Here is a 21,815-nt window from a genome sequence, read left to right as displayed (position 1 = left end):
ATTTTATTATTCCACAGTAGCTCAGTGGTAGAGCTATCGGCTGTTAACCGATCGGTCGTAGGTTCGAGTCCTACCTGTGGAGCCATGGCCCCTTGGTCAAGCGGTTAAGACACCGCCCTTTCACGGCGGTAACACGGGTTCGAATCCCGTAGGGGTCATTATTTATGGAGAATTAGCTCAGCTGGGAGAGCATCTGCCTTACAAGCAGAGGGTCGGCGGTTCGAACCCGTCATTCTCCACCATTTAATTTCATAAGCTGGAGGGGTAGCGAAGTGGCTAAACGCGGCGGACTGTAAATCCGCTCCTTCGGGTTCGGCAGTTCGAATCTGCCCCCCTCCACCATCTTTGGGCTATAGCCAAGCGGTAAGGCAACGGACTTTGACTCCGTCACTCGCTGGTTCGAATCCAGCTAGCCCAGCCATTAAGAGCCATTAGCTCAGTTGGTAGAGCATCTGACTTTTAATCAGAGGGTCAGAGGTTCGAATCCTCTATGGCTCATATGTAAGAGACATTAGTTTAACTAATGTCTCTTTTTTATTGAAGAAAAATATGCATAAAATGATGTATATACGTATAAATATTTGGAATATATTAATATTATCCATAAAACCTTATATATCTTGATGTAAGTGCTTACATATACTAGAATATAATAGTAATGCAAATTAAGGGGGATTTGAAATTATGAAAAAGAACATTGAAATAATCGGTGCGCCAACTGCTTTTGGTCAAAGGAAATTAGGTGTTAATTTCGGGCCAGATGCATTGAGATATGCTGGTTTGATTGAGAGAATAGAAAATATAGGTCACAATGTCATAGATAAAGGTAATGTTGAATCACCTACTATAGATATGAAAAAATATAAAAGCGAACAAGAAGGTTTAAGAAATTTAGATGAAGTGATTTCATTTTCAAATAACTTATATGAATCCGTAAATGAAACAATGAATAATGGTAACTTTCCTTTAATTTTAGGTGGAGATCATTCATTATCAATTGGATCAATAGCTGGTATCAGTAAACATTATAGTAATCTTGGGGTTATTTGGTATGATGCACATGGAGATTTAAATACATTAGATTCTTCACCGAGTGGGAACATTCATGGAATGCCATTAAGAGTCTTATTAGGTGAAGGTAATGATGAATTAATGAATATCGGTGGTTATAAGAATAAAGTAAAACCTGAAAATATCGTTCTAATTGGTATGAGAGATTTAGATGATGGTGAGAAGGAATATATTAAAAAATCAGGCATACGTACATATACAATGGCAGATATAGATAAACTTGGCATGAATCAAGTTATATCTGAAACGATAGATTACTTAAAAGATAAAACGGATGGTGTACATCTTTCATTGGATGTTGATGCATTAGATCCAGTCGAAACGCCTGGTACGGGCACAACAGTACCGGGAGGCGCAACATATAGAGAAAGTCATTTAGCTATGGAGTTACTTCATGAGTCAAACTTAATTGTATCTGCTGATCTAGTTGAAGTAAATCCTCTTATCGATGAATATAATAAAACGGCTCATCAAGCAATTGGATTAATGGGATCATTCTTTGGAGAGAAATTATTATAATTGACAATCACGGATAAAATATACTTTAATGAAGAAGTCTCTTTTATAGAGGCTTTTTTTGTTTTATATATAATTAAATTAACAATATATCTCAAAAATTGTTATAATAAGCACTAGGTAAATGAAACACGGAGGAGATACTATGCAGTTACCTGACATTTTTGGTGAATTAAGTGCCTTAAAAGTTATAACAGGTATACTTGATTTAATTATTGTATGGTATGTATTGTACTTAATTATAACTGTCGTTAAAGGTACAAAAGCGATACAACTATTAAAAGGTATATTTTTCATCATAATTGGTAGAACAGTAAGTAATTTTTTGAATTTGACGACTACTACGCTTTTATTTGATTTTGTATTGCAATGGGGATTTTTAGCAATCATTGTAATATTCCAACCAGAGTTTAGAAGAGCGTTGGAACAATTAGGGCGAGGAAGTCTATTTAAACGAGTAAATATAGCGACATCAGCAGAACAAGAAAGGTTAACTGATAGTGTTGATAAAGCTGTTCAGTATATGGCCAAAAGAAGAATAGGTGCATTAATTGTATTTGAGAAAGAAACAGGACTTCAAGACTACATAGAAACTGGTATACCTATTAATGCTGATATTTCTCAAGAATTACTCACAAATATTTTTATTCCAAATACACCATTACATGATGGTGCGATGATCATACGGGAACAAAAAATTGCTACAGCAGCAAGTTATTTGCCGTTATCTGACAGTCAAAAAATTTCTAAAAGTTTAGGGACGCGTCATAGAGCAGCTGTAGGAATTTCAGAAGTATCAGATGCATTTACAGTTGTAGTATCAGAAGAAACAGGTTCAATATCTGTAACAATTGATGGTCGGTTAAGAAAAGAAATATCAAGTGAAGCCTTTAGAGAGTTACTAGTTGAGCATTGGTTTGGTTCTGTTCAAAACAGAAAGGATGTGAAGTAGATGCTAGAATCTAAATGGGGTTTACGTTTTGTAGCTTTAATTTTAGCGCTACTCATGTTCTTATCTGTGAATAATGTGTTCGGTAGCTTGTTTTCAGAAAATGCTTTGAAAAGTTCAGATCATGTAATAGAAGATGTTCCGGTAGATACAATCTATAATACAAAAGAATTATATTTATCTGGCGCACCTAAAACAGTAGATGTAAAAGTTTCTGGTCCACAATCAACAATATTACAGGCTGAAAAATTATTGAATTTTAAAGTAGAATTGGATTTGAAAAATAAATCAGTAGGACAATATAAAGAAAACTTTAAAATCAAAGGACTAAGTGATGAACTTAAAGCGACAGTTGTGCCTAAAAGCGCAAATGTAACGTTACAAGACAAAGTTTCTAAAAAATATCCAATTGAAGCAGAGATTAACCAAAACAGAATTGCTTCTGGATATGAGCTAGTAGGAGAAACTGTTAATCCATCACAAGTAACAATTACAGGTGGACAAGAAGAACTTAATAAAATTGCTTATGTTAAAGCTACTTTAGATGAAACGAAGCAATTAACAGATGATACGACCGAAAAAGCGGGTATCAGTGTGCTTGATAGCAATTTAAATAAACTTGACGTTCAGATTAGACCAGATACTGTTAACGTAAATATTAAAGTTGCAAGATCTAGTAAAACTGTGACATTAAATCCTGTTACAAAAGGTAGTGCATCTAAAAATATAAATATTGATGATATTACTTTAGATAAAAACGAAGTTAAAATATATGGTTCGAGAAACGTGATTGATGGTATAGGATCAATAGATGTACCTGTCGATATTTCTAATGTTGACGGTGATACAACTAAGAAAATAAATCTTAGCTTGCCTGATGGTGTGGACGAAGCAGAATTTAAAAATGTTGAAGCAAAAATAGAAACTTCTAAAAACTAATGGAATTAAAGGAGAATTATAATGGGCAAATATTTTGGTACAGATGGTGTTAGAGGTGTAGCTAATTCAGAGTTAACACCAGAAATCGCATTTAGATTAGGTAGATTTGGTGGTTATGTATTATCGAAGAAACATGGTAGTGAAAATCCTAAAGTATTAGTAGGTAGAGATACACGTGTTTCTGGGGAAATGTTAGAAGCAGCTCTAATCGCAGGTCTTTCATCAATTGGTGCAGAAGTCATGAGATTAGGCGTTATTTCAACACCAGGTGTAGCTTATTTAACGAGAGAAGTGGATGCAGATTTAGGTGTTATGATCAGTGCGTCACACAATCCAGTAGCTGACAATGGTATTAAATTCTTTGGTCCAGATGGTTTCAAATTAACGGATGATGAAGAATTAGAAATTGAAAACTTATTAGATTCTACAGAAGACAATTTACCAAGACCAACAGGTAACCAATTAAATCATATTTCGGATTACTTTGAAGGTGCACAAAAATATATAAGCTATATTAAATCAACTGTTGATGGAGATTTAGATGGATTGAAAATTGTCCTAGATGGTGCACATGGTGCTACTTATTCTCTTGCGCCATATTTATTCGGTGATTTAGAAGCAACTAGCGAAACAATTGGTTGTAAGCCAGATGGTTATAATATTAACTTAAATGTTGGTTCTACACACCCTGAAGAATTAGCAAAAGCTGTTATTGAACATGGTGCAGATCTTGGTTTAGCTTTTGATGGTGATGGGGATAGAATCATTGCTGTAGATGATAAAGGACAAATCGTTGACGGTGACCAAATCATGTATGTGTTAGCTGAAGATATGGCACAAAATGGTGAATTAAAAGATAACATGGTCGTTTCAACAGTGATGAGTAATTTAGGTTTCTATAAAGCACTAGAAGAAAAAGGCATTAAATCTAACAAAACTAAAGTTGGAGATAGATATGTTGTAGAAGAAATGCGACGCGGTTCTTACAGCCTAGGTGGAGAGCAATCAGGTCATATCGTTATGATGGATTATAATACAACTGGTGATGGTTTACTGACGGGTGCGCATCTTGCAAGTATCGTTAAAAGATCAGGTAAAAGTTTAAGTGACTTAACAAGCAAAATGAAAAAATATCCACAAAAATTAGTAAACGTAAGAGTTTCTGATAAATATGGTGTTGAAGAAAATGCTAAAGTTTCTGAAATCATGACTAAAGTTGAAGTTGAAATGAATGGCGAAGGTCGCATATTAGTAAGACCATCAGGTACTGAACCACTTGTTCGTGTAATGGTTGAAGCTAAAACAGAAGAAGATGCTGAAAGATTTGTTAACAGTATTGCAGAAGTAGTAGAACAAGAAATGGGAATTGAATAAATATATTATTAATCTGAGACAACTTTTGTATGTCTCAGATTTTTTGTTTTATTTATTACAACTGTTATTATTATATTTTTATGAGAAAATTGCACTAAATATAGTATTATAATTGCACAACTTACAATTTCATTGTAGAATGAAGAGAGCTTGCTTAAGGAGGATTGTGAGGTTTATCGAAATAAGGAAACTTATAGCGCCTGAACAAAGAGTATACACGATTGAAGAGGCACGTATAATCAGATACATGCTGAATGAGTGTTATGAACTTTGTTGACGAGGAGGATAGTTATCGAATTATCGGCGGATGCTATCCCGGATGTGGCCCATTCGAAGTTCAATGTTTAAAGCATATAGGTGACTGTATGTCCAAAGACATTGAAATAGCCATAAATTGAACAGAGTATTGAAAGCGACTAGACTAAAATTTTAAAGTCTGACCGCTTATTTAAAATTGGAGGAATTTTGATTATGTGTGGAATAGTAGGATATATAGGTACAGCAAATGCTAAAGAATTATTACTTAGAGGATTAGAAAAATTAGAATATAGAGGTTATGATTCAGCTGGTATTGCTGTAAGAAACGAAGAAGAAATTAAAGTATTTAAAGAAAAAGGAAGAATTGCTGAATTACGTAAAGCAGCTTCTGATGACTTTGATGGAAATATTGGTATTGGACATACACGTTGGGCAACTCACGGTGTGCCAAACTATGAGAACGCTCACCCTCACCAATCAACATCTGGTCGTTTCACATTAGTACACAATGGTGTCATTGAAAACTATGAACAACTTAAAAATGAATTCTTATCAGGTATCACTTTTAAATCAGATACTGATACTGAAGTTATTGTTGAATTAATTGAACACTTCTCAAACGAAGGATTAACTACAGAAGATGCTTTCAATAAAGTATTATCATTATTACATGGTTCATATGCATTAGGTTTATTAGATGAACAAGATGCTGACACAATCTACGTAGCTAAAAATAAATCACCATTATTAGTTGGTATCGGTGATGGATTTAATGTAATTGCTTCAGATGCAATTGCTATGTTAGCTGTAACAGATACTTATAAAGAATTAGTCGACAACGAAATTGTTATCGTAAAACGCGATGAAGTGATCATTAAAGACCAAGAAGGTAACGTAATTGAAAGAGATAGCTATAAAGCTGAAATCGATGCTTCAGACGTTGAAAAAGGTACTTATGATCACTACATGTTAAAAGAAATTCACGAACAACCAGGTGTTATGCGTAACATTATTCAAAACTACCAAGATGAAGAGGGTAACCTTAAAATCGATAAAGAAATTATTGAAGATGTTGCACAAGCAGATAGAATTTATATCGTTGCATGTGGTACAAGTTACCATGCTGGTTTAGTAGGTAAAGAATACATTGAAAAATGGGCAGGCGTTCCTACCGAAGTACATGTAGCTTCAGAGTTCGTTTACAACATGCCTTTATTATCTGAAAAACCATTATTCATCTTTATTTCACAATCAGGTGAAACAGCAGATAGCCGTGCAGTATTAGTAGAAGCTAAACGTTTGGGTCACAAAGCATTAACAATTACAAATGTACCAGGATCAACTTTATCTCGTGAAGCAGATCATACATTAATTTTACATGCTGGACCTGAAATCGCTGTTGCATCAACAAAAGCATACACAGCACAAATCGCTGTATTAGCAATTCTTTCTCAAGTAGTTGCGAATGCACATAACAAAAATACTGGCGTAGATATTATTCCTGAATTAGCGAAAGTAACAACTGCAATCACTGCAATTGTTGACGATGCGCCTAAAATGGAACAAATTGCTAAAGATTTCTTAGAAACAACACGTAACGCATTCTTTATTGGACGTACAATGGATTACTATGTAGGTCTTGAAGGTGCATTGAAACTTAAAGAAATTTCTTATATCCAAGCAGAAGGATTTGCTGGAGGAGAATTAAAACACGGTACAATTGCATTAATTGAAGAAGGTACACCAATCATTGCATTAGCTACACAAGAAAAAGTTAACTTATCGATTCGTGGTAACGTTAAAGAAGTTGTAGCACGTGGTGCTAATCCATGTATTATCTCTATGGAAGGTTTAGAACACGATCATGATACGTATGTAATACCACACGTTCATGAAATGTTATCACCACTTGTATCAGTAATCACATTACAATTAATCTCTTACTACGCTGCATTACACAGAGGTTGTGACGTAGATAAACCACGTAACTTAGCTAAATCAGTTACAGTTGAATAGAATGATATTAAACACCTGAGCAAGTAGCTCAGGTGTTTTTTTATGTAAATTTTGAATATATTATATACGGATAGGCGTGTATGATGACTTGTAGTAACAAAAGTCCGAGGAATTGTAACTAAGGCAGCCCATAATAATAAACTGCCGTTATTCAACATCTCATTACAAATTTTTTGAGCTTTTATATTGAAAAATATACTATAGGGGGGTATAGTATTAAATAAAGAGAGGACGTGATTGTATGAGTGAATATTTACATGAACATACTGTAACACCTAGAACGAAAGAGGAAAAAGATAAAGTGATCAATAGACTTAAACGTATTGAGGGTCAAGTGCGTGGTATTCAAAGTATGGTTGAAGAAGATAGATATTGTGTGGATATATTAGTACAAATTAGTGCGATACAGTCTGCTTTGAAAAATGTTGGACTTGCGGTAACGGAAAGACATGTTAAACATTGTGTGACGGATGCTATTCAAAATGGTGAAGGTGAAGAAATGATTGATGAATTGATGAGTGTACTTAAACAATTTTCTAAGTAAGGAGGTAAACGAAATGAGTGAATCTAAACATGTTACTGTTGGTGTAACGGGTATGACATGTGCAGCTTGTTCCAATCGCATTGAAAAAGTGTTAAACAGAATGGATGGTGTTGATGCTCAAGTGAATTTATCGACTGAGAAAGCATCCATCACTTTCAATAATGACGCTACAAATTTATCCGATGTAACAAATAAAATTGAAAATCTCGGATACGGTGTCTTAACTGAAAAGGCTGAATTAGATGTTTATGGTATGACATGTGCAGCATGTTCTAATCGTATCGAGAAAGTACTCAATCGACAAGAAGGCATTACACAAGCAACAGTTAATTTAACGACTGAACAAGCTAATGTTGAATACAATCCTGAAATAATAGATGTTAAAAGTATCATTAATAAAATTAAAAATTTAGGATATGACGCTGCTACTAAAAGTGATGTTCAAAATAAAACAACGCATAAAGAACAAGAAGTACAGAAAATGAAAACTAAACTTATTATTTCTGCTATTTTATCATTACCACTTTTATTAACGATGTTTGTGCATTTATTTAATATGCCTATGCCTGATATCTTAATGAATCCTTGGTTTCAATTGATATTAGCAACACCTGTTCAATTTATAATTGGCTGGCAGTTCTATGTTGGTGCTTATAAGAACTTGAAAAATGGTGGCGCTAATATGGATGTTTTAGTGGCATTAGGAACAAGTGCAGCATATTTTTATAGTTTATATGAAGCTATCAAAACAATTGGTAATCCATCTTATATGCCGCATTTATATTTCGAAACAAGTGCAGTGTTAATTACGTTAATCTTGTTTGGTAAATATTTAGAAAAACGCGCTAAAAGTCAAACAACGAATTCTTTATCATCTTTATTAAATTTACAAGCTAAAGAAGCAAGAGTTATTCGGGATGATAAAGAGATCATGATACCTATTGATGATGTCGTTGTCGGTGATATATTGAATATCAAACCAGGTGAAAAGATACCGGTGGACGGTATTATTGAAAAAGGACGTACATCAATAGATGAATCTATGATTACCGGTGAATCTATTCCTGTTGAAAAAACGATAAATGAAGAAGTCATTGGTTCAACGATTAATAAGAATGGTTTAATTCATATTAAAGCAACAAAAGTAGGTAAAGATACGGCACTGGCTTCTATCGTTAAAATTGTAGAAGAAGCGCAAGGATCTAAAGCCCCTATCCAAAGATTAGCGGATGTTATTTCTGGTTATTTTGTTCCGATTGTTGTTGGGATATCCATCTTAACATTTATTGTATGGATAACATTAGTGGATCCAGGTCAGTTTGAACGTGCATTAGTAGCAGCAATTGCTGTGATTGTCATTGCTTGCCCATGTGCGCTTGGATTAGCTACGCCAACATCCATTATGGTTGGTACGGGTAAAGCTGCCGAGAATGGCATATTATTTAAAGGTGGCGAACATTTAGAACGTACACACCAATTAAATACAATTGTGCTAGACAAGACTGGTACAATTACAAAAGGTAAACCTGAAGTTACGGATTATACTGGCGACTTAGAAACACTCAGTCTTTTAGCAAGTGCAGAAAAAGGATCAGAACACCCACTTGCTGAAGCTATTGTTGCATATGCTACAGAACAAGAAGTCGCATTAAATGATGTAGACGACTTTGATGCAATACCTGGATACGGTATTCAAGCTACTATTCAGAATAAAGAAATATTAGTGGGTAATCGAAAATTAATGGCAAGACATAGTATCGAAACGAAAGATTTTGAACAAGACATGTCCAATTTAGAATTAGAAGGTAAAACAGCTATGTTAGTTGCTGTGGATCGTACATTTAAAGGTATAGTCGCAGTTGCGGATACGATTAAAGACAGTGCACCAGAAGCGATTAAAATGCTTCAAGAGGAAGGATTAGAAGTCGTGATGCTTACAGGTGACAACGAAAGAACAGCTCAGGCTATCGCAAGTCAAGTAGGTATTCAAAAAGTCATTTCTGAAGTATTACCAAATGAAAAAGCCGATAAAATTAAAGATATTCAAAGTACTGGTAAAAAGGTTGCAATGGTCGGTGATGGTGTTAATGATGCGCCAGCGTTAGCAATATCAGATATTGGTATCGCAATTGGAACTGGTACGGAAGTTGCGATTGAAGCGGCAGATGTAACAATTCTTGGTGGAGAATTATTACTTATTCCTAAAGCGATTAAAATAAGTCATGCAACAATTAAAAATATTAAACAAAACTTATTCTGGGCATTCGGCTATAATACGGCAGGCATACCAATTGCTGCAGTAGGTATCCTAGCACCTTGGGTTGCAGGTGCTGCGATGGCATTAAGCTCTGTAAGTGTCGTCACAAATGCATTAAGATTAAAAAAAGTTAAATTATAAATACTCATTCACACTCATATATAAATGGGTGTGAATTTTTTTATGAATCATTTTATTGTAAAATAAAAAGTAATGACAATTCATATAAATATAAATTGTCATGTTCATACTTAAGTCTTACACTTATTCAGCAACATATATTATATAATTAAGTTTCATCATTATGTTTTATTTATTATTATCGAATGTTTATATTTACAAAGCAATAAAAAGAGAAAGATATCAACTTAAAGGAGCAAATCAATGGAGAGTTGGATTACAAGTGTAATGGAACAATTTGGCTATTTTGGTATAGCCTTATTGATATTATTGGAAAATGTTTTCCCACCCATACCATCAGAGGTTATCTTAACATTTGGAGGTTTCATGACCACTAAGTCAGATCTAACAGTCTTAGGTGTAGTCGTTGCATCTACAATAGGTTCTGTAGGCGGTGCTGTCATATTATATTGGATTGGTCGTATTCTAAATGTTGAAAGAATCGAAAGAATTATCGAGAAATGGGGAAAATATCTTAGGTTAACGAAAGAAGATGTAAGAAAAGCAGATGCTTGGTTCGATAAATATGGACCATGGACTGTATTCTTCTGTAGATTTATTCCACTTATTCGAAGTTTAATATCCGTTCCAGCTGGTATGAGCGGTATGAATCAATGGTTATTTTTAGTATTAACGATAATCGGTACATTGATTTGGAATTTAGTATTAGTACTTGTAGGCGCTAAAGTAGGAGATAATTGGCATCAAATCGTCAATTATATGGATGTTTATTCTCACTTTATGTATGCAGTCATTGCAATTGGTATAATTGTATTTATCATTTGGTTTATTAGAAAGAAGAAAGTTTCATAACTTAAACAATGAAGGTGATACAATGATAGCTTTATGTGAGCAGTTAAATGATAGGCATTATGAATTATTAGCTTTAGCAGATGAAAATCAACATGCTGTTAATGATTATGCTACTAGAGGACAAGTATATGTTTATCAACAAGATCATCAAGATATCGGAATTGCAGTTGGGTTATTAACGAGACCCAATACATATGAATTAGTTAATTTAGCAGTTGATCCACATTTTCAAAATCAAGGTATAGGGAAATTATTAATTGACCATATGATTAATGAAGCGAGAAATTTACATTGTCATACAATAACTGTAGGAACAGGTAACTCAGGTATAGGGCAGTTGAAACTTTATCAACAAGCTGGATTTAGAATGAAATCAATAGATATTGATTATTTTGTTAAGTATTACGAAGAACCTATCTTTGAGAATGATATACAATGCAAAGATATGGTGAGATTAGAAATGGAATTGTAATAAAAGGACCTATACGGATTCAATTTTAAATTGTGTCGTATAGGTTTTTTGCTTTTTGAAACAAACTAGTATACTTTTTATAGTATATAAAGTATACTATTGTTTATTAATAAATAAGAAGAGGTGCAAGTTATGTTTCATGGTAAAGATGCAAATTTAGTAAAAGGCATTACATTAAATGTTAAAGATTTAGAAAAAATGACTGTATTTTATGACAGTATTTTAGGTCTAAATATAAAAAGTAAAGATGATAAGCAAACTGTATTTGAAATTGGTAACTCAGGTCATACTATTACATTAAATTTATTAGTGGATGGTAGAGAACCAAGTATGAGAGAAGCTGGATTATTCCATCTAGCAATATTATTACCAACAACTGCCGATTTAGCTGACTTTTTATTACATGCTTCAAGATTAAATGTAAGACTTGGCGCTGGGGATCATATCGTGTCAGAAGCATTGTATTTAAATGATCCAGAAGGAAATGGTCTAGAAATTTATAGAGATAGAGATCCAGAAACTTGGGTATGGAATGATGGAAACGTTAATATGGATACACTTGAAGTAGACGCAGAAGCATTAGTCCAACATGTTTCAACTGAAGGTTGGAATGGTATGCCTGAAGGTGCTAAGATTGGCCACTTACATTTAAAAACAAGCAACATCAATGAAAGCAAAGATTTCTATACTGATACATTAGGATTAAAAATTGTTGTAGGTAATTTCCCTAATGCATTATTTATGTCAACGAAAGATTATCATCACCATATTGCGATTAATACATGGCAATCTAATAAAAAACGTGAAGATTTAGATCATAGTTACGGACTTGCTAATATCGATATGCAAATACCGAATAGAGCATCTGAAGTATTGATTTCGCCAGATGGATTAAGATTCGATATTAATCCAGAATAAGCATGATAAAATTTAGCCTTCCTATCCAATCACCTTTAATATAAGAGATGTTTCATGTACAATAAGTGAATATTCTAAATTCTTATATTAAAGGGGATGTAAGTATGCTTCTTGATTTGAAACATATTAATTGGATTAGAGAAGGCAAATACATATTAAAAGATATTTCTTGGGAAATAGTAGATGGAGAACATTGGGTGTTATACGGACTAAATGGTGCAGGTAAATCTACTATTCTCGATATTATTAACGCGTATACTGCTCCATCATCTGGGGAATTTGAAATACTAGATATGAAACAAGGAAGACCAGGTTATTCAGCAGATGGCATTAGAAGACAAATAGGTTATGTTTCGTCATCTTTATTTAAGAAAATGAGACAACAGGACAATGCTTTTACAACAGTCATTAGTGGTGCTTATGCGTCAATTGGTGTTTATGAAGAACCTACTGAAGAAATTAAAGAAAAAGCGAAACATATTTGTGAAACACTAGGTATTACACATTATATAAATAGAAGGTTTGAAACGCTATCACAAGGTGAACAAACGCGCGTATTAATAGGTAGAGCATTAATGTCTGAACCGAGGTTGCTTATTCTTGATGAACCAACAAATGGATTAGACTTTGTAGCGCGTGAAGATCTGTTAGAAAGAATTGAGTATATCGGACAAGATAGTGATGGACCAACCATTATTTATGTGACACATCATTTAGAAGAAGTCTTACCGATCTTTAAAAACATACTTTTATTGAAAAATGGTGAAGTATTCAAATTAGGTAATATTCAAGCGCTATTAAACAGTGATAATATGAGTAACTTATTTGGAATTGATGTAGATGTTGAGTTTAAAAATAATAGACCAATTTTATCTAAAAAGTAACATGTATTTAAAAAAATTGCCTTTACGCTGTGAGCATGAAATAATAGATATTGATAAATGATATGGAGGATTCAACATGACGAATCAAGCAGTTTTTTTAGATATGGACGGGACAATTTTAAATGAAGACAACAGAGTCACGAATCATACAAATGATGTTATTCAAGAAGTTAGACAAAAAGGCATTAAAGTATTTATTGCGACAGGAAGAGCATATGATGAAATTCCATATTTAGTACCAGAGAACTTTGAAGTTGATGGTATCTTATCTTCAAATGGAGCAGTAGGATATATTAATGGAAAAGAAATATTTAAACACCAACTGCCTATGGAAACAGTGCGTAAACTTGTTGATTTAGCAGAACAACATCAAATTTATTATGAGTTATTTCCATATTATAAAAATCGTATCGCCTTAAAACGTGATAAAACGTTATTACTTTCTGAAATCCAAACAGATGAATTAGGTGATGTAGAACGTAACGAATGGAAATCACGACAAGAAGCTTTAAGTGAAAAAATCAATTGGGTTGATGAAATACCTGAAGATGCTTATTCTAAATTTTATTTCTTCAAAAAATACGAATCAGAAATTAAAAAATGGGAAGAGCTTATCGTACCAATGAAAGAAGAATTAGATATTTCAATATCTCATTCAACAACTTGTAATTTAGAAACAATGCCTATAGGTGTTAACAAAGCGACAGCTATTCAATCGACTTTAGACTATTTAGGAATTGCAGAAGATACTGAAACATTTGCGATTGGTGATAGTGATAACGATAGACAAATGCTCGAGTTTGTAGACAATCCAATTGTTATGAAAAATGCACCTGATCATATTAAAGCGTTAGGTAGTGAAGTTACGAGACGTACAAATGTAGAAAATGGTGTCGCTGACTTTTTAAGTCAAAAGTTTTTAATTAAATAAATCAAGTTATGAAACCATGTCCGATTTGCGGTGACATGGTTTTATTGTATAAACTAAAAATATTGTCAGCAATATATTTTGTGTGATTGTTTTATATACATTTGGATATAATATAATGAGTGATGTTTTAAAGGGGTGATGAAATGATTAAAACAGTTGTATATGATTTATATGGAACACTTGTTGATATAGATAGTGTAAGAGAAAAATGTGAAAAGTTATTCCCGGGAAATGGAGATAGGATTGCTAAAGCATGGCGATATAAATTAATTGAATATACACATGTGAGACAATTAGTGGATGAATATAAACCATTTAGTAAAGTGATTCGTGATTCACTTGAATATGTGCTCAGTAGAAATGATTTTGATTACTCATTGAAAGAAATTAACGAATGTATGGCAGCATATAATCAATTAACGCCATTTCCAGATGTCGCACATACATTAAAAGAATTATCAGAAGTCGATCAAATAATATTTAGTAATGGCAATAAAAACATGATAGAACAAGTACTAGATTATTCAAATATCACGAGTTACTTTAAGTTTATCTTGTCTCTTGAAGAGTTTGGCGTGTATAAACCAGATTCTAATGGATACGCATTGCTAGAAGAAAATATTCCATATAATAAAGATGAAGTACTATTTGTATCATCAAATAAATGGGATATTGTTGGTGCACAAAAGTTTGGATTTCAAACGGCATGGGTTAATCGTAATTTTAGTGATTTTGAATATATAGAGGTTAAACCCGACTTTGAATTACAATCCTTATATAGTATTAAAGATTTAATATAATAAATAAGGCGCTCAATCTATTGCATCTAGATTGAGCGCTTTATATGTTATCAATTAGGATTACTGTTATTTGGAGGGTAAAGTGCATTTTTATTTTTATGATAGAAGTTCATAACACTTCCGTATATGAAGTATGAAACAATAAACATAAAGATAAAGTACACAATATATCCAAGTACCGCGAATATAACTTGTAATACTGCTGGCATAAATGAAACGACAACTGCAACAATGATACCAACAATAGCTAAAACAATATATGCAACAACAACATAAAGTAAGTTGCTGAATAACAATTTCCAAGCATTATTAGGACCTTTACTTGTAATGTTCCAACCAATTGAGAATTTAGTTAAAGTGGGTAATGATCTTTGATCAATATGAACAAGTACTGTGTTCATAATAAATATTACTAAATAATATAATGGAATAAACACTGCGAATAGAACTAAAATCATAAATAACATGATGATTACAAATGATATAGACATTGCACCAAAAGCTTCACTTGAACCGCTTGGTTGCATAATAGCCATAGATGTTCCAAATATCGCAAAGAATATTAGTTCAACAACTAATACGACAATATAAATCGCTATATACATTGCAACACTAATCACACCTATAATGATTGTAAGTTTTAATGTTTTAACATAGTTTCCTTTTCGTAAGAACATAAATAAATCACTAAAGTTTGGCCCAATACCTAAGTCTGTATCTTTGTAGTATTTAATCATGCCATAAGCTAAAGGAATTAAAACAAAGATATATAAACCAAGTGTTAATAAAAAGCCGAGTACCATAGTGACAAAGAATATCGCTAGTCCTCCACCAGAAGGTTCACCTGAAAAGTCTTGTGATGAAGCGAGTGAGACACCACCGATTAAGAATAATACACCCGGTATTAACATTATAAGAATCATAACGATTGATGCTAAAATAGAAAATAGAATAGTTTTTAAATGGAATCCCTGTCCATTTCTAAAGTAATCCAATTGGAACTTGAACATATGATTCACCTCTTGTCTTTTTGTATCATTAGGGTACCATAAAAAACTATGAAAATGTCATTTAATTGTCAAAAACTTTCTTGCATTTGCGAATTTTTTGTAAAGAGCTATAAGCACTTTATTTGATATCCTACGTTATAACTCATATATTTGAGGTATATTAGTTATAGGAGTGAGCTATGAAAAAGTTATTCCGCTTCATTATATACCTTGCAACATGGGTCGCTATCATAACGATGGTATTGCTGTTTAAAAGCCAAGGTGGATTCGATTTTTTTAATCATTATGTTGAAGATGTAAAGAAGCAGATGAAAGAAAAAGAAGTAGCAATGCGCACAGAACAAATTAAAAAGAATGATAAAACAGATGACCGTTCGCTTGGTAATTTTTATCAAGAAGGTCAATGTACATTTTATGTATTTGAAGAAAGATTGAAAATTGATAAAAAAATTAGTTCATCTTGGGGTGACGCTAAACATTGGGATGACCGTGCCAAAGAAGAAGGTTATAAAGTGAACGGAAAACCTAGTGAAGGCTCAATCTTACAAACAGATTATGGTGAACTAGGACACGTCGCAATAGTTGAAGAAGTAAAAAATGATGGTTCAATTGTTGTTTCTGATATGAACTATAAAAAGCCATATGAAGTGACTTCAAGGTTAATCACACCAGATAGATTACACAACTATCGTTTTATACATGAAAAAATTTAGAGGAGTGTTTTATAATGAAGATTTTCGTAATAGGCGCTAATGGACAAATAGGAAGACATTTAGTTGAAGATTTAGTAGCAGAAGGCAATGAAGTTGTTGCAGGTATTAGAAAAAACAGTCAAGCAAGTTTCTTTGAAGACTTAGGAGCAACAACAGCACCACTAGATCTTGAATATGACGACATCAATGACATTTCTGAAAAAATAAAAGATTCAGATAAAGTTGTGTTTACAGCAGGTTCAGGTGGACATACTGGTGCGGACCAAACAATTATTATTGATTTAGACGGAGCAGTTAAATCAATTGAAGCAAGTAAAATAGCAGGTACGAAACATTTTGTACTCGTATCTTCATTTGATACGAGAAGATCAGCTTTTGAAGGAGATTTAAAACCTTATACAATAGCTAAACACTATGCAGATGAACATTTAAGAAACGCTAATATACCATATACAATCGTTCATCCTGGTGCGCTAACAAATGATGATGCTATTGGAACAGTTACTTTAGCAGAAGAAGTAGAACGTGGAAAAATACCTCGTAAAGATGTAGCGACTGTCTTGGTTGAAGTATTAAACAATGATGAGAAAATTGGTCAAGAATTCCAAGTCGTTTCAGGAGATGTTGAAATTAAAGAAGCAGTTGATCAATTTAATCAATAATCATAAAGGAGTATTATGATGGTTAAATTCGCAATTTTAACAGATATACACGGAAATATCGATGCATTAAACGCGGTACTTTCAGATATCGATAATCGAACGGATATAGATCACATTTATAACTTAGGTGATAATATTGGTGTTGGCCATTGTACTAACGAAGTTCTTGAAACCGTAACAAGTAGAAAAGATATGACATACATTGCTGGTAATCACGACGAAGCGATTATGTCAGTCGTTAACAACGAGCCATATCCTGAAAGTTTGAAAAGTAAGTTCTATGAACATCATCAATGGATAGTAGAACATTTAGACAGCAAATATTATACCTTTTTAAATGAACTTAAACGTGAAGTTACAAAAGAAATAGACGGTTTAAAATTTTATTTCACACATTATCGAATACTCGAAGAAAATATGGATAAGCATATTAGTGAAGATCCATTTGAACCAATTGTAGATCCTTCGTTAGAACATGTACACGGATTATTTAACGGAGTAGATGCAGATTTTGTCACATTCGGACATAATCACGTGTTACATCACTTTGATGATATAGAAACAATATATTTTAATCCAGGATCAGTAGGATTAAATAACGATGCATACGCAGTGTATGGCATAGTAGAAGTTAAAGATGGTGCCATAAACGTAGAAAGAGTCAAAGTACCTTATGATAATCAACCATTCTTAGAAGGATTCGATGATAAGAAAGTGCCAGGTAAACAATTAATATTTGAATCATTTATATAGAAGAAATCAGCCACTACATTGATGTTGTGGCTGATTTTTTTACTGAGATGGATTAAAATGGAAATGAATAAACTTATAAAGAAGGTGAACCATTGAAAAAGAACTATTATTCAGTGATTGGATCTCTTATAGGTAAAACATATATAAGTCCTCAAGATATTCAAAAGTATGAAACATATAAAAAAGGAAAAGAAGGTGAAAGGAAGTTTTTGGAAATATTAAACTCTATTGATCAATTAGAGTTTATATATGATTTACAACTTCAAAGTACTCAAAATTATCAATTTGATTTTATAGTTATCACTGATAAGATTATATATCAATTCGAAATCAAAAATTATTTTGGTAAATATGAATTTAATAATGGTAATTTGATTTGTGATAACGGGTTTGTAATTAAATATCCGTTAGCTCAATTAGATAGAAATGACTATATCCTAAATAAAGTACTTGATAAATTAGATATAGAAAGAACAATAAAAAGCTATATAATATTTATTAACGGAAATTTTAGTATGAAAGGCAAAATAGATGAAGAAACAATTATTTTACCAAACCAGTTAAATAAAGTAAGACATCTCCTTAACAATAATAACTCTCCAAATAATTCTATAATAAAAACCACATTACAAAATCTCCATACACCTTTTGAAGATGATTATCATCAATATCTGAATTATGAATTTAACAAATTAAAACCTGGTGTAAGATGTACACAATGTAACAATATAATAGATACACCACTGAAAAATAAAAAGAAAATAATCACTTGCACTAACTGTTTTAATGAGATACCTAGAAAAGAACTTATTTTAAATACTTTAGACGAATTAATGTATTTGAAAGGAGCACCATTCAATATGAAAGAAGCCAGGAAGTGGTGTAATGGTGTACATAGAAATACACTTTCATATATTATGAAAGGACATTTTAAAATGATTACACAAGGAAATACTAAAGTATATTATAAGTAAGTTAATGCATATCATAAATTTGAGTTTGAATAGTGTGATGGGGTACTGAATCCAGGTATAGCGCACGAAGACCGTGAGATATCGTGCGCTAAGGTACAAAACCCGGGTGTATCGCACGAAGACTGAAAGATATCGTGCGCTAAGGTACAAAATCAAGGTGTATCGCACGAAGACTGAAAGATATCGTGCGCTAAGATACAAAACCCGGGTGTATCGCACGAAGACTGAAAGATATCGTGCGCTAAGGTACAAAATCAAAGTGTATCGCACGAAGACTAAGAGATATTGTGCGCTAGGGTAAAAAATCAAGGTGTATCGCACGAAGACTGAGAGAGATTCCTATACCAAATTATATAAAGTAAAAAAACTAGAACAAATTAGGTATATTTACCTAAATGTTCTAGCTTTTTTAATGTACGTGTTCTGTTTGTTCCATGCAACAGAGTAGGGAACTGTCATGTTGATGATCTGGTGTTTCTAATTGGATTGTTGCGTGATGTATAGATTTATGAATAAGTTTATGATTGATTTCTTCTATTATATTATCGCATTCCTGTACAGTCTTATCTTTATCTACGACTGCGTGACAACTTAATGCTGTTAAGTCACTTGTAATGGACCATATATGCAAATCATGTACTTCAATAATATCTGGGTGTGAAGTGATTGTTTCAGATATTTCATGAACATCGATATTTGATGGTGTTCCTTCCATTAGTACATTCAATGCAGATTTCGTAACACCATATCCGCTTCTAATAATTAATAGTGCCACAATAACACTTGCTATCGGGTCAGCTAATTTCCAACCGAATGTAATCATAATGAGTGCTGCTACGATTGCGCCAACTGATCCTAATAAATCTCCGAGTACATGAATGAATGCACCACGCATATTTAAGTTGTCTTTCGTATCAGAACCTTTAAACATTAACCAAGCAATGAATATATTTACAAGTAAACCGATTGTACTTATGATTAACATGCCAGTTGAAGCGACTTCTGGTGGATCTATAAATCTTGAAATGGCTTCATAAAAGATATATATACTAATACCAATCAATAAGACACCATTGATTAAAGCTGCTAAAATTTCAAATCTCTTATAGCCATATGTCTTATTCTTATTGGCTACGCGCTCACCAAATTTAAATGCCATTAATGCAATAAAGAGTGAAATGGCGTCACTAAGCATATGTCCAGCATCTGATAGTAAAGCTAAACTATTTGTAATATATCCACCAATCACTTCAACTATCATAAATACGGCAATGATAATAAATGAAATGAGTAGTATCTTTTTATTATTTGTATGAACATGGTTGTGGTCATGTCCATGATGTTCATGTCCCATAAAAACACCTCCTAAATTGTTAATGTTTGGCATGCTCGATGGCTTGTTTTAATAATAAGATAACGTGATCATCATCTATTGAGTAGTAAATACTTTTACCTTCACGTTCAAATTTAACAAGCCTAAGATTCTTTAAAAATCTTAATTGGTGCGACACGGAAGATTGACTTAGCGAAAGTGTTTCAGCTATACAACCTACAGAATGTCGACCGGTACATAATAAATGTAATATCTTTACGCGAGTCGGATCGCTTAATGCTTTAAAAGTTTGTGATACAAGTAATAATGTTTCGTCATCTAAAATAGTATTTGTAGTCATATTATTCTCCTAACATATGAATATATGTTCATATGTTAATTTTATTAAAATTTATCGTTTATGTCAAATCATTATAAATTGACAAAATAGCTATAATTATGAGATGTTCACTTAAAGTAAATTTTTTGGAGGATACTATGGTGAAAATACATGGCTTAACTGTAGATAATGAATCTAGATGTGAACATTATCATACGCCACTTGATATCATCGCTATTAAATTTAAATGTTGTGATAAATTCTATCCTTGTTACAAGTGCCATAATGAATGTGAAAAGCATGACATTAAAAGATGGGATCAATCTGAATTTAATGTACATGCGATACTTTGTGGGGTTTGTAAAGAAACAATTTCTATCAATGATTATATGTTAAAAGAAGTATGCCCAAATTGTGATGCTCGATTTAATCACCGATGCAAGTATCATCACCATTTATATTTTAAAATTTAAGTTGGTTTTCTTTTTTAAAGGTAATTTATTACAAAACATGTTATAATATTTTTGACTTTAAAATTTTAACATTGAAAAGAATGTGAATGTTGCATAGAGAGAAAAGGAGGACATTGAATGAAGGATTTGATTAAAGGTCATATATTAAGTGGCGAATTTGATACTGCATATAGATTGATGTCCGAAGTGGATTTCTTAGAATTTGAAGAACACTTTATTTCAGCAGCTCACGAAGAAGAAAGTACGATGTTTTATACATTTATATTAGACTGTATTAAGAAGGAAGAAACAAGTGAACTTCATGACTTAGCGTTCTTGTTACACGTTTATCCATATAGTGAACATGATGGCGCATTTCATTCAGCTTATTATCATGCTGAAAGATCGATGATTTTAACAGATCATAAAGAAGTTAAGAGTTTATTACAAATGCTTCTTTTACATGCTATACCGGAACCTTTACTTTCTGACAAACAAGCTTTTGATATAAGTAAGCAAATACTTAAGATAGACCCAGAAAATAAAGTTGCTAGAAATATTATGAAAGAAACAGCGAAGAGGATGGACCAAGTAGTGGTAGATTTTTCACAACTATCCAAATCTCAAAATGCATAAACCTAGTCTTTTGACTAGGTTTCTTTTTTATGTCATCATAG

Annotated in this window: 22 protein-coding genes and 6 tRNA genes; 25 read left to right on the top strand and 3 right to left on the bottom strand. The window is 32.7% G+C overall.

Going from position 1 to position 21,815, the window contains the following annotated elements; translation table 11 throughout:
- Positions 1-10: 10 nt before the first annotated feature.
- The 19 genes from ACJTHF_RS09720 (at position 11) to ACJTHF_RS09630 (ending at position 14,922) form a co-directional block, all read left to right on the top strand.
- Positions 11-85: transfer RNA gene (locus tag ACJTHF_RS09720), tRNA-Asn, on the top strand.
- A 1-nt stretch (position 86) separates the two neighbouring features.
- Positions 87-158, top strand: a tRNA-Glu gene (locus tag ACJTHF_RS09715).
- An 8-nt stretch (positions 159-166) separates the two neighbouring features.
- Positions 167-242 (top strand) — tRNA-Val (locus ACJTHF_RS09710).
- Positions 243-258: 16 nt separating this feature from the next.
- Positions 259-342 (top strand) — tRNA-Tyr (locus tag ACJTHF_RS09705).
- A 4-nt stretch (positions 343-346) separates the two neighbouring features.
- A tRNA-Gln gene (locus ACJTHF_RS09700) sits at positions 347-421 on the top strand.
- 4 nt (positions 422-425) lie between these two features.
- Positions 426-498: transfer RNA gene (locus tag ACJTHF_RS09695), tRNA-Lys, on the top strand.
- Between the two features lie 186 nt (positions 499-684).
- Positions 685-1,590 (top strand): arginase, encoded by a 906-nt coding sequence (gene rocF, locus ACJTHF_RS09690; RefSeq protein ID WP_058592392.1) that lies wholly within the window; start codon positions 685-687, stop codon positions 1,588-1,590.
- A gap of 142 nt (positions 1,591-1,732) precedes the next feature.
- Positions 1,733-2,539 (top strand): diadenylate cyclase CdaA, encoded by an 807-nt coding sequence (gene cdaA, locus ACJTHF_RS09685; protein WP_232157282.1) that lies wholly within the window; start codon positions 1,733-1,735, stop codon positions 2,537-2,539.
- Positions 2,540-3,475 carry a YbbR-like domain-containing protein gene (locus tag ACJTHF_RS09680; RefSeq protein ID WP_058592391.1) on the top strand — a complete coding sequence of 312 codons (936 nt, stop codon included), beginning with the start codon at positions 2,540-2,542 and terminating at the stop codon, positions 3,473-3,475.
- A gap of 21 nt (positions 3,476-3,496) precedes the next feature.
- Positions 3,497-4,849, top strand: a complete 1,353-nt coding sequence (glmM, locus tag ACJTHF_RS09675; RefSeq protein ID WP_058592390.1) for a phosphoglucosamine mutase — start codon at positions 3,497-3,499, stop codon at positions 4,847-4,849.
- A 471-nt stretch (positions 4,850-5,320) separates the two neighbouring features.
- On the top strand, positions 5,321-7,123 hold the full coding sequence (glmS, locus tag ACJTHF_RS09670) for a glutamine--fructose-6-phosphate transaminase (isomerizing) (protein ID WP_048541298.1): 1,803 nt from the start codon (positions 5,321-5,323) through the stop codon (positions 7,121-7,123).
- A 241-nt stretch (positions 7,124-7,364) separates the two neighbouring features.
- The gene (locus ACJTHF_RS09665; protein ID WP_058592389.1) at positions 7,365-7,667 is read left to right on the top strand and encodes a metal-sensing transcriptional repressor; all 303 of its coding nucleotides are present in this window, start codon (positions 7,365-7,367) and stop codon (positions 7,665-7,667) included.
- Between the two features lie 13 nt (positions 7,668-7,680).
- Positions 7,681-10,065, top strand: a complete 2,385-nt coding sequence (locus tag ACJTHF_RS09660) for a heavy metal translocating P-type ATPase (RefSeq protein ID WP_232157280.1) — start codon at positions 7,681-7,683, stop codon at positions 10,063-10,065.
- A gap of 243 nt (positions 10,066-10,308) precedes the next feature.
- The gene (locus tag ACJTHF_RS09655; protein ID WP_084755686.1) at positions 10,309-10,917 is read left to right on the top strand and encodes a DedA family protein; all 609 of its coding nucleotides are present in this window, start codon (positions 10,309-10,311) and stop codon (positions 10,915-10,917) included.
- Positions 10,874-11,389 carry a GNAT family N-acetyltransferase gene (locus ACJTHF_RS09650; RefSeq protein WP_325880367.1) on the top strand — a complete coding sequence of 172 codons (516 nt, stop codon included), beginning with the start codon at positions 10,874-10,876 and terminating at the stop codon, positions 11,387-11,389. Before ACJTHF_RS09655 ends, ACJTHF_RS09650 begins: the two co-directional genes overlap by 44 nt.
- 132 nt (positions 11,390-11,521) lie before the next feature.
- On the top strand, positions 11,522-12,307 hold the full coding sequence (locus ACJTHF_RS09645) for a VOC family protein (protein WP_084755688.1): 786 nt from the start codon (positions 11,522-11,524) through the stop codon (positions 12,305-12,307).
- Positions 12,308-12,411: 104 nt separating this feature from the next.
- Entirely contained in the window at positions 12,412-13,191 is a 780-nt protein-coding gene (locus tag ACJTHF_RS09640; RefSeq protein ID WP_058592386.1) for an ABC transporter ATP-binding protein, read from the top strand.
- 76 nt (positions 13,192-13,267) lie between these two features.
- Entirely contained in the window at positions 13,268-14,122 is an 855-nt protein-coding gene (locus tag ACJTHF_RS09635) for a Cof-type HAD-IIB family hydrolase (RefSeq protein WP_106417836.1), read from the top strand.
- A gap of 143 nt (positions 14,123-14,265) precedes the next feature.
- The gene (locus ACJTHF_RS09630; protein ID WP_048541283.1) at positions 14,266-14,922 is read left to right on the top strand and encodes a haloacid dehalogenase type II; all 657 of its coding nucleotides are present in this window, start codon (positions 14,266-14,268) and stop codon (positions 14,920-14,922) included.
- Positions 14,923-14,972: 50 nt separating this feature from the next.
- Here the strand turns inward: ACJTHF_RS09630 and ACJTHF_RS09625 are convergent, their stop codons facing one another.
- Positions 14,973-15,932, bottom strand: a complete 960-nt coding sequence (locus ACJTHF_RS09625) for a hypothetical protein (RefSeq protein WP_058592383.1) — start codon at positions 15,930-15,932, stop codon at positions 14,973-14,975.
- 179 nt (positions 15,933-16,111) lie between these two features.
- On the opposite strand from ACJTHF_RS09625, the gene ACJTHF_RS09620 reads away from it, so the two are divergent.
- The 4 genes from ACJTHF_RS09620 (at position 16,112) to ACJTHF_RS09605 (ending at position 19,034) form a co-directional block, all read left to right on the top strand.
- Positions 16,112-16,645 carry a CHAP domain-containing protein gene (locus tag ACJTHF_RS09620; RefSeq protein ID WP_106417892.1) on the top strand — a complete coding sequence of 178 codons (534 nt, stop codon included), beginning with the start codon at positions 16,112-16,114 and terminating at the stop codon, positions 16,643-16,645.
- A gap of 14 nt (positions 16,646-16,659) precedes the next feature.
- Positions 16,660-17,307, top strand: a complete 648-nt coding sequence (locus ACJTHF_RS09615) for an SDR family oxidoreductase (protein ID WP_048541281.1) — start codon at positions 16,660-16,662, stop codon at positions 17,305-17,307.
- An 18-nt stretch (positions 17,308-17,325) separates the two neighbouring features.
- Complete coding sequence (locus tag ACJTHF_RS09610) at positions 17,326-18,060, top strand: metallophosphoesterase family protein (RefSeq protein WP_106417893.1); 735 nt, start codon at positions 17,326-17,328, stop codon at positions 18,058-18,060.
- A gap of 92 nt (positions 18,061-18,152) precedes the next feature.
- Positions 18,153-19,034, top strand: coding sequence for a nuclease-related domain-containing protein (locus ACJTHF_RS09605; RefSeq protein WP_232157278.1), 882 nt, complete (start codon positions 18,153-18,155; stop codon positions 19,032-19,034).
- Between the two features lie 409 nt (positions 19,035-19,443).
- On the opposite strand, the gene ACJTHF_RS09600 is transcribed toward ACJTHF_RS09605, so the two are convergent.
- Both ACJTHF_RS09600 and ACJTHF_RS09595 read right to left on the bottom strand, forming a co-directional pair.
- On the bottom strand, positions 19,444-20,388 hold the full coding sequence (locus ACJTHF_RS09600) for a cation diffusion facilitator family transporter (protein ID WP_058592379.1): 945 nt from the start codon (positions 20,386-20,388) through the stop codon (positions 19,444-19,446).
- Between the two features lie 19 nt (positions 20,389-20,407).
- The gene (locus tag ACJTHF_RS09595; protein ID WP_025907403.1) at positions 20,408-20,707 is read right to left on the bottom strand and encodes an ArsR/SmtB family transcription factor; all 300 of its coding nucleotides are present in this window, start codon (positions 20,705-20,707) and stop codon (positions 20,408-20,410) included.
- 137 nt (positions 20,708-20,844) lie between these two features.
- On the opposite strand from ACJTHF_RS09595, the gene ACJTHF_RS09590 reads away from it, so the two are divergent.
- Together ACJTHF_RS09590 and ACJTHF_RS09585 are read left to right on the top strand one after the other, a co-directional pair.
- Positions 20,845-21,159 carry a CHY zinc finger protein gene (locus ACJTHF_RS09590; protein ID WP_084755727.1) on the top strand — a complete coding sequence of 105 codons (315 nt, stop codon included), beginning with the start codon at positions 20,845-20,847 and terminating at the stop codon, positions 21,157-21,159.
- 117 nt (positions 21,160-21,276) lie between these two features.
- On the top strand, positions 21,277-21,774 hold the full coding sequence (locus ACJTHF_RS09585) for a hypothetical protein (protein ID WP_037590018.1): 498 nt from the start codon (positions 21,277-21,279) through the stop codon (positions 21,772-21,774).
- Positions 21,775-21,815: the final 41 nt, after the last annotated feature.

Source organism: Mammaliicoccus sp. RAM2 (assembly GCF_045897195.1).
GTDB lineage: Bacteria > Bacillota > Bacilli > Staphylococcales > Staphylococcaceae > Mammaliicoccus > Mammaliicoccus sciuri.
Note: the sequence above shows the minus strand (reverse complement) of the source record. Positions and strands in the feature narration are given on the sequence as shown.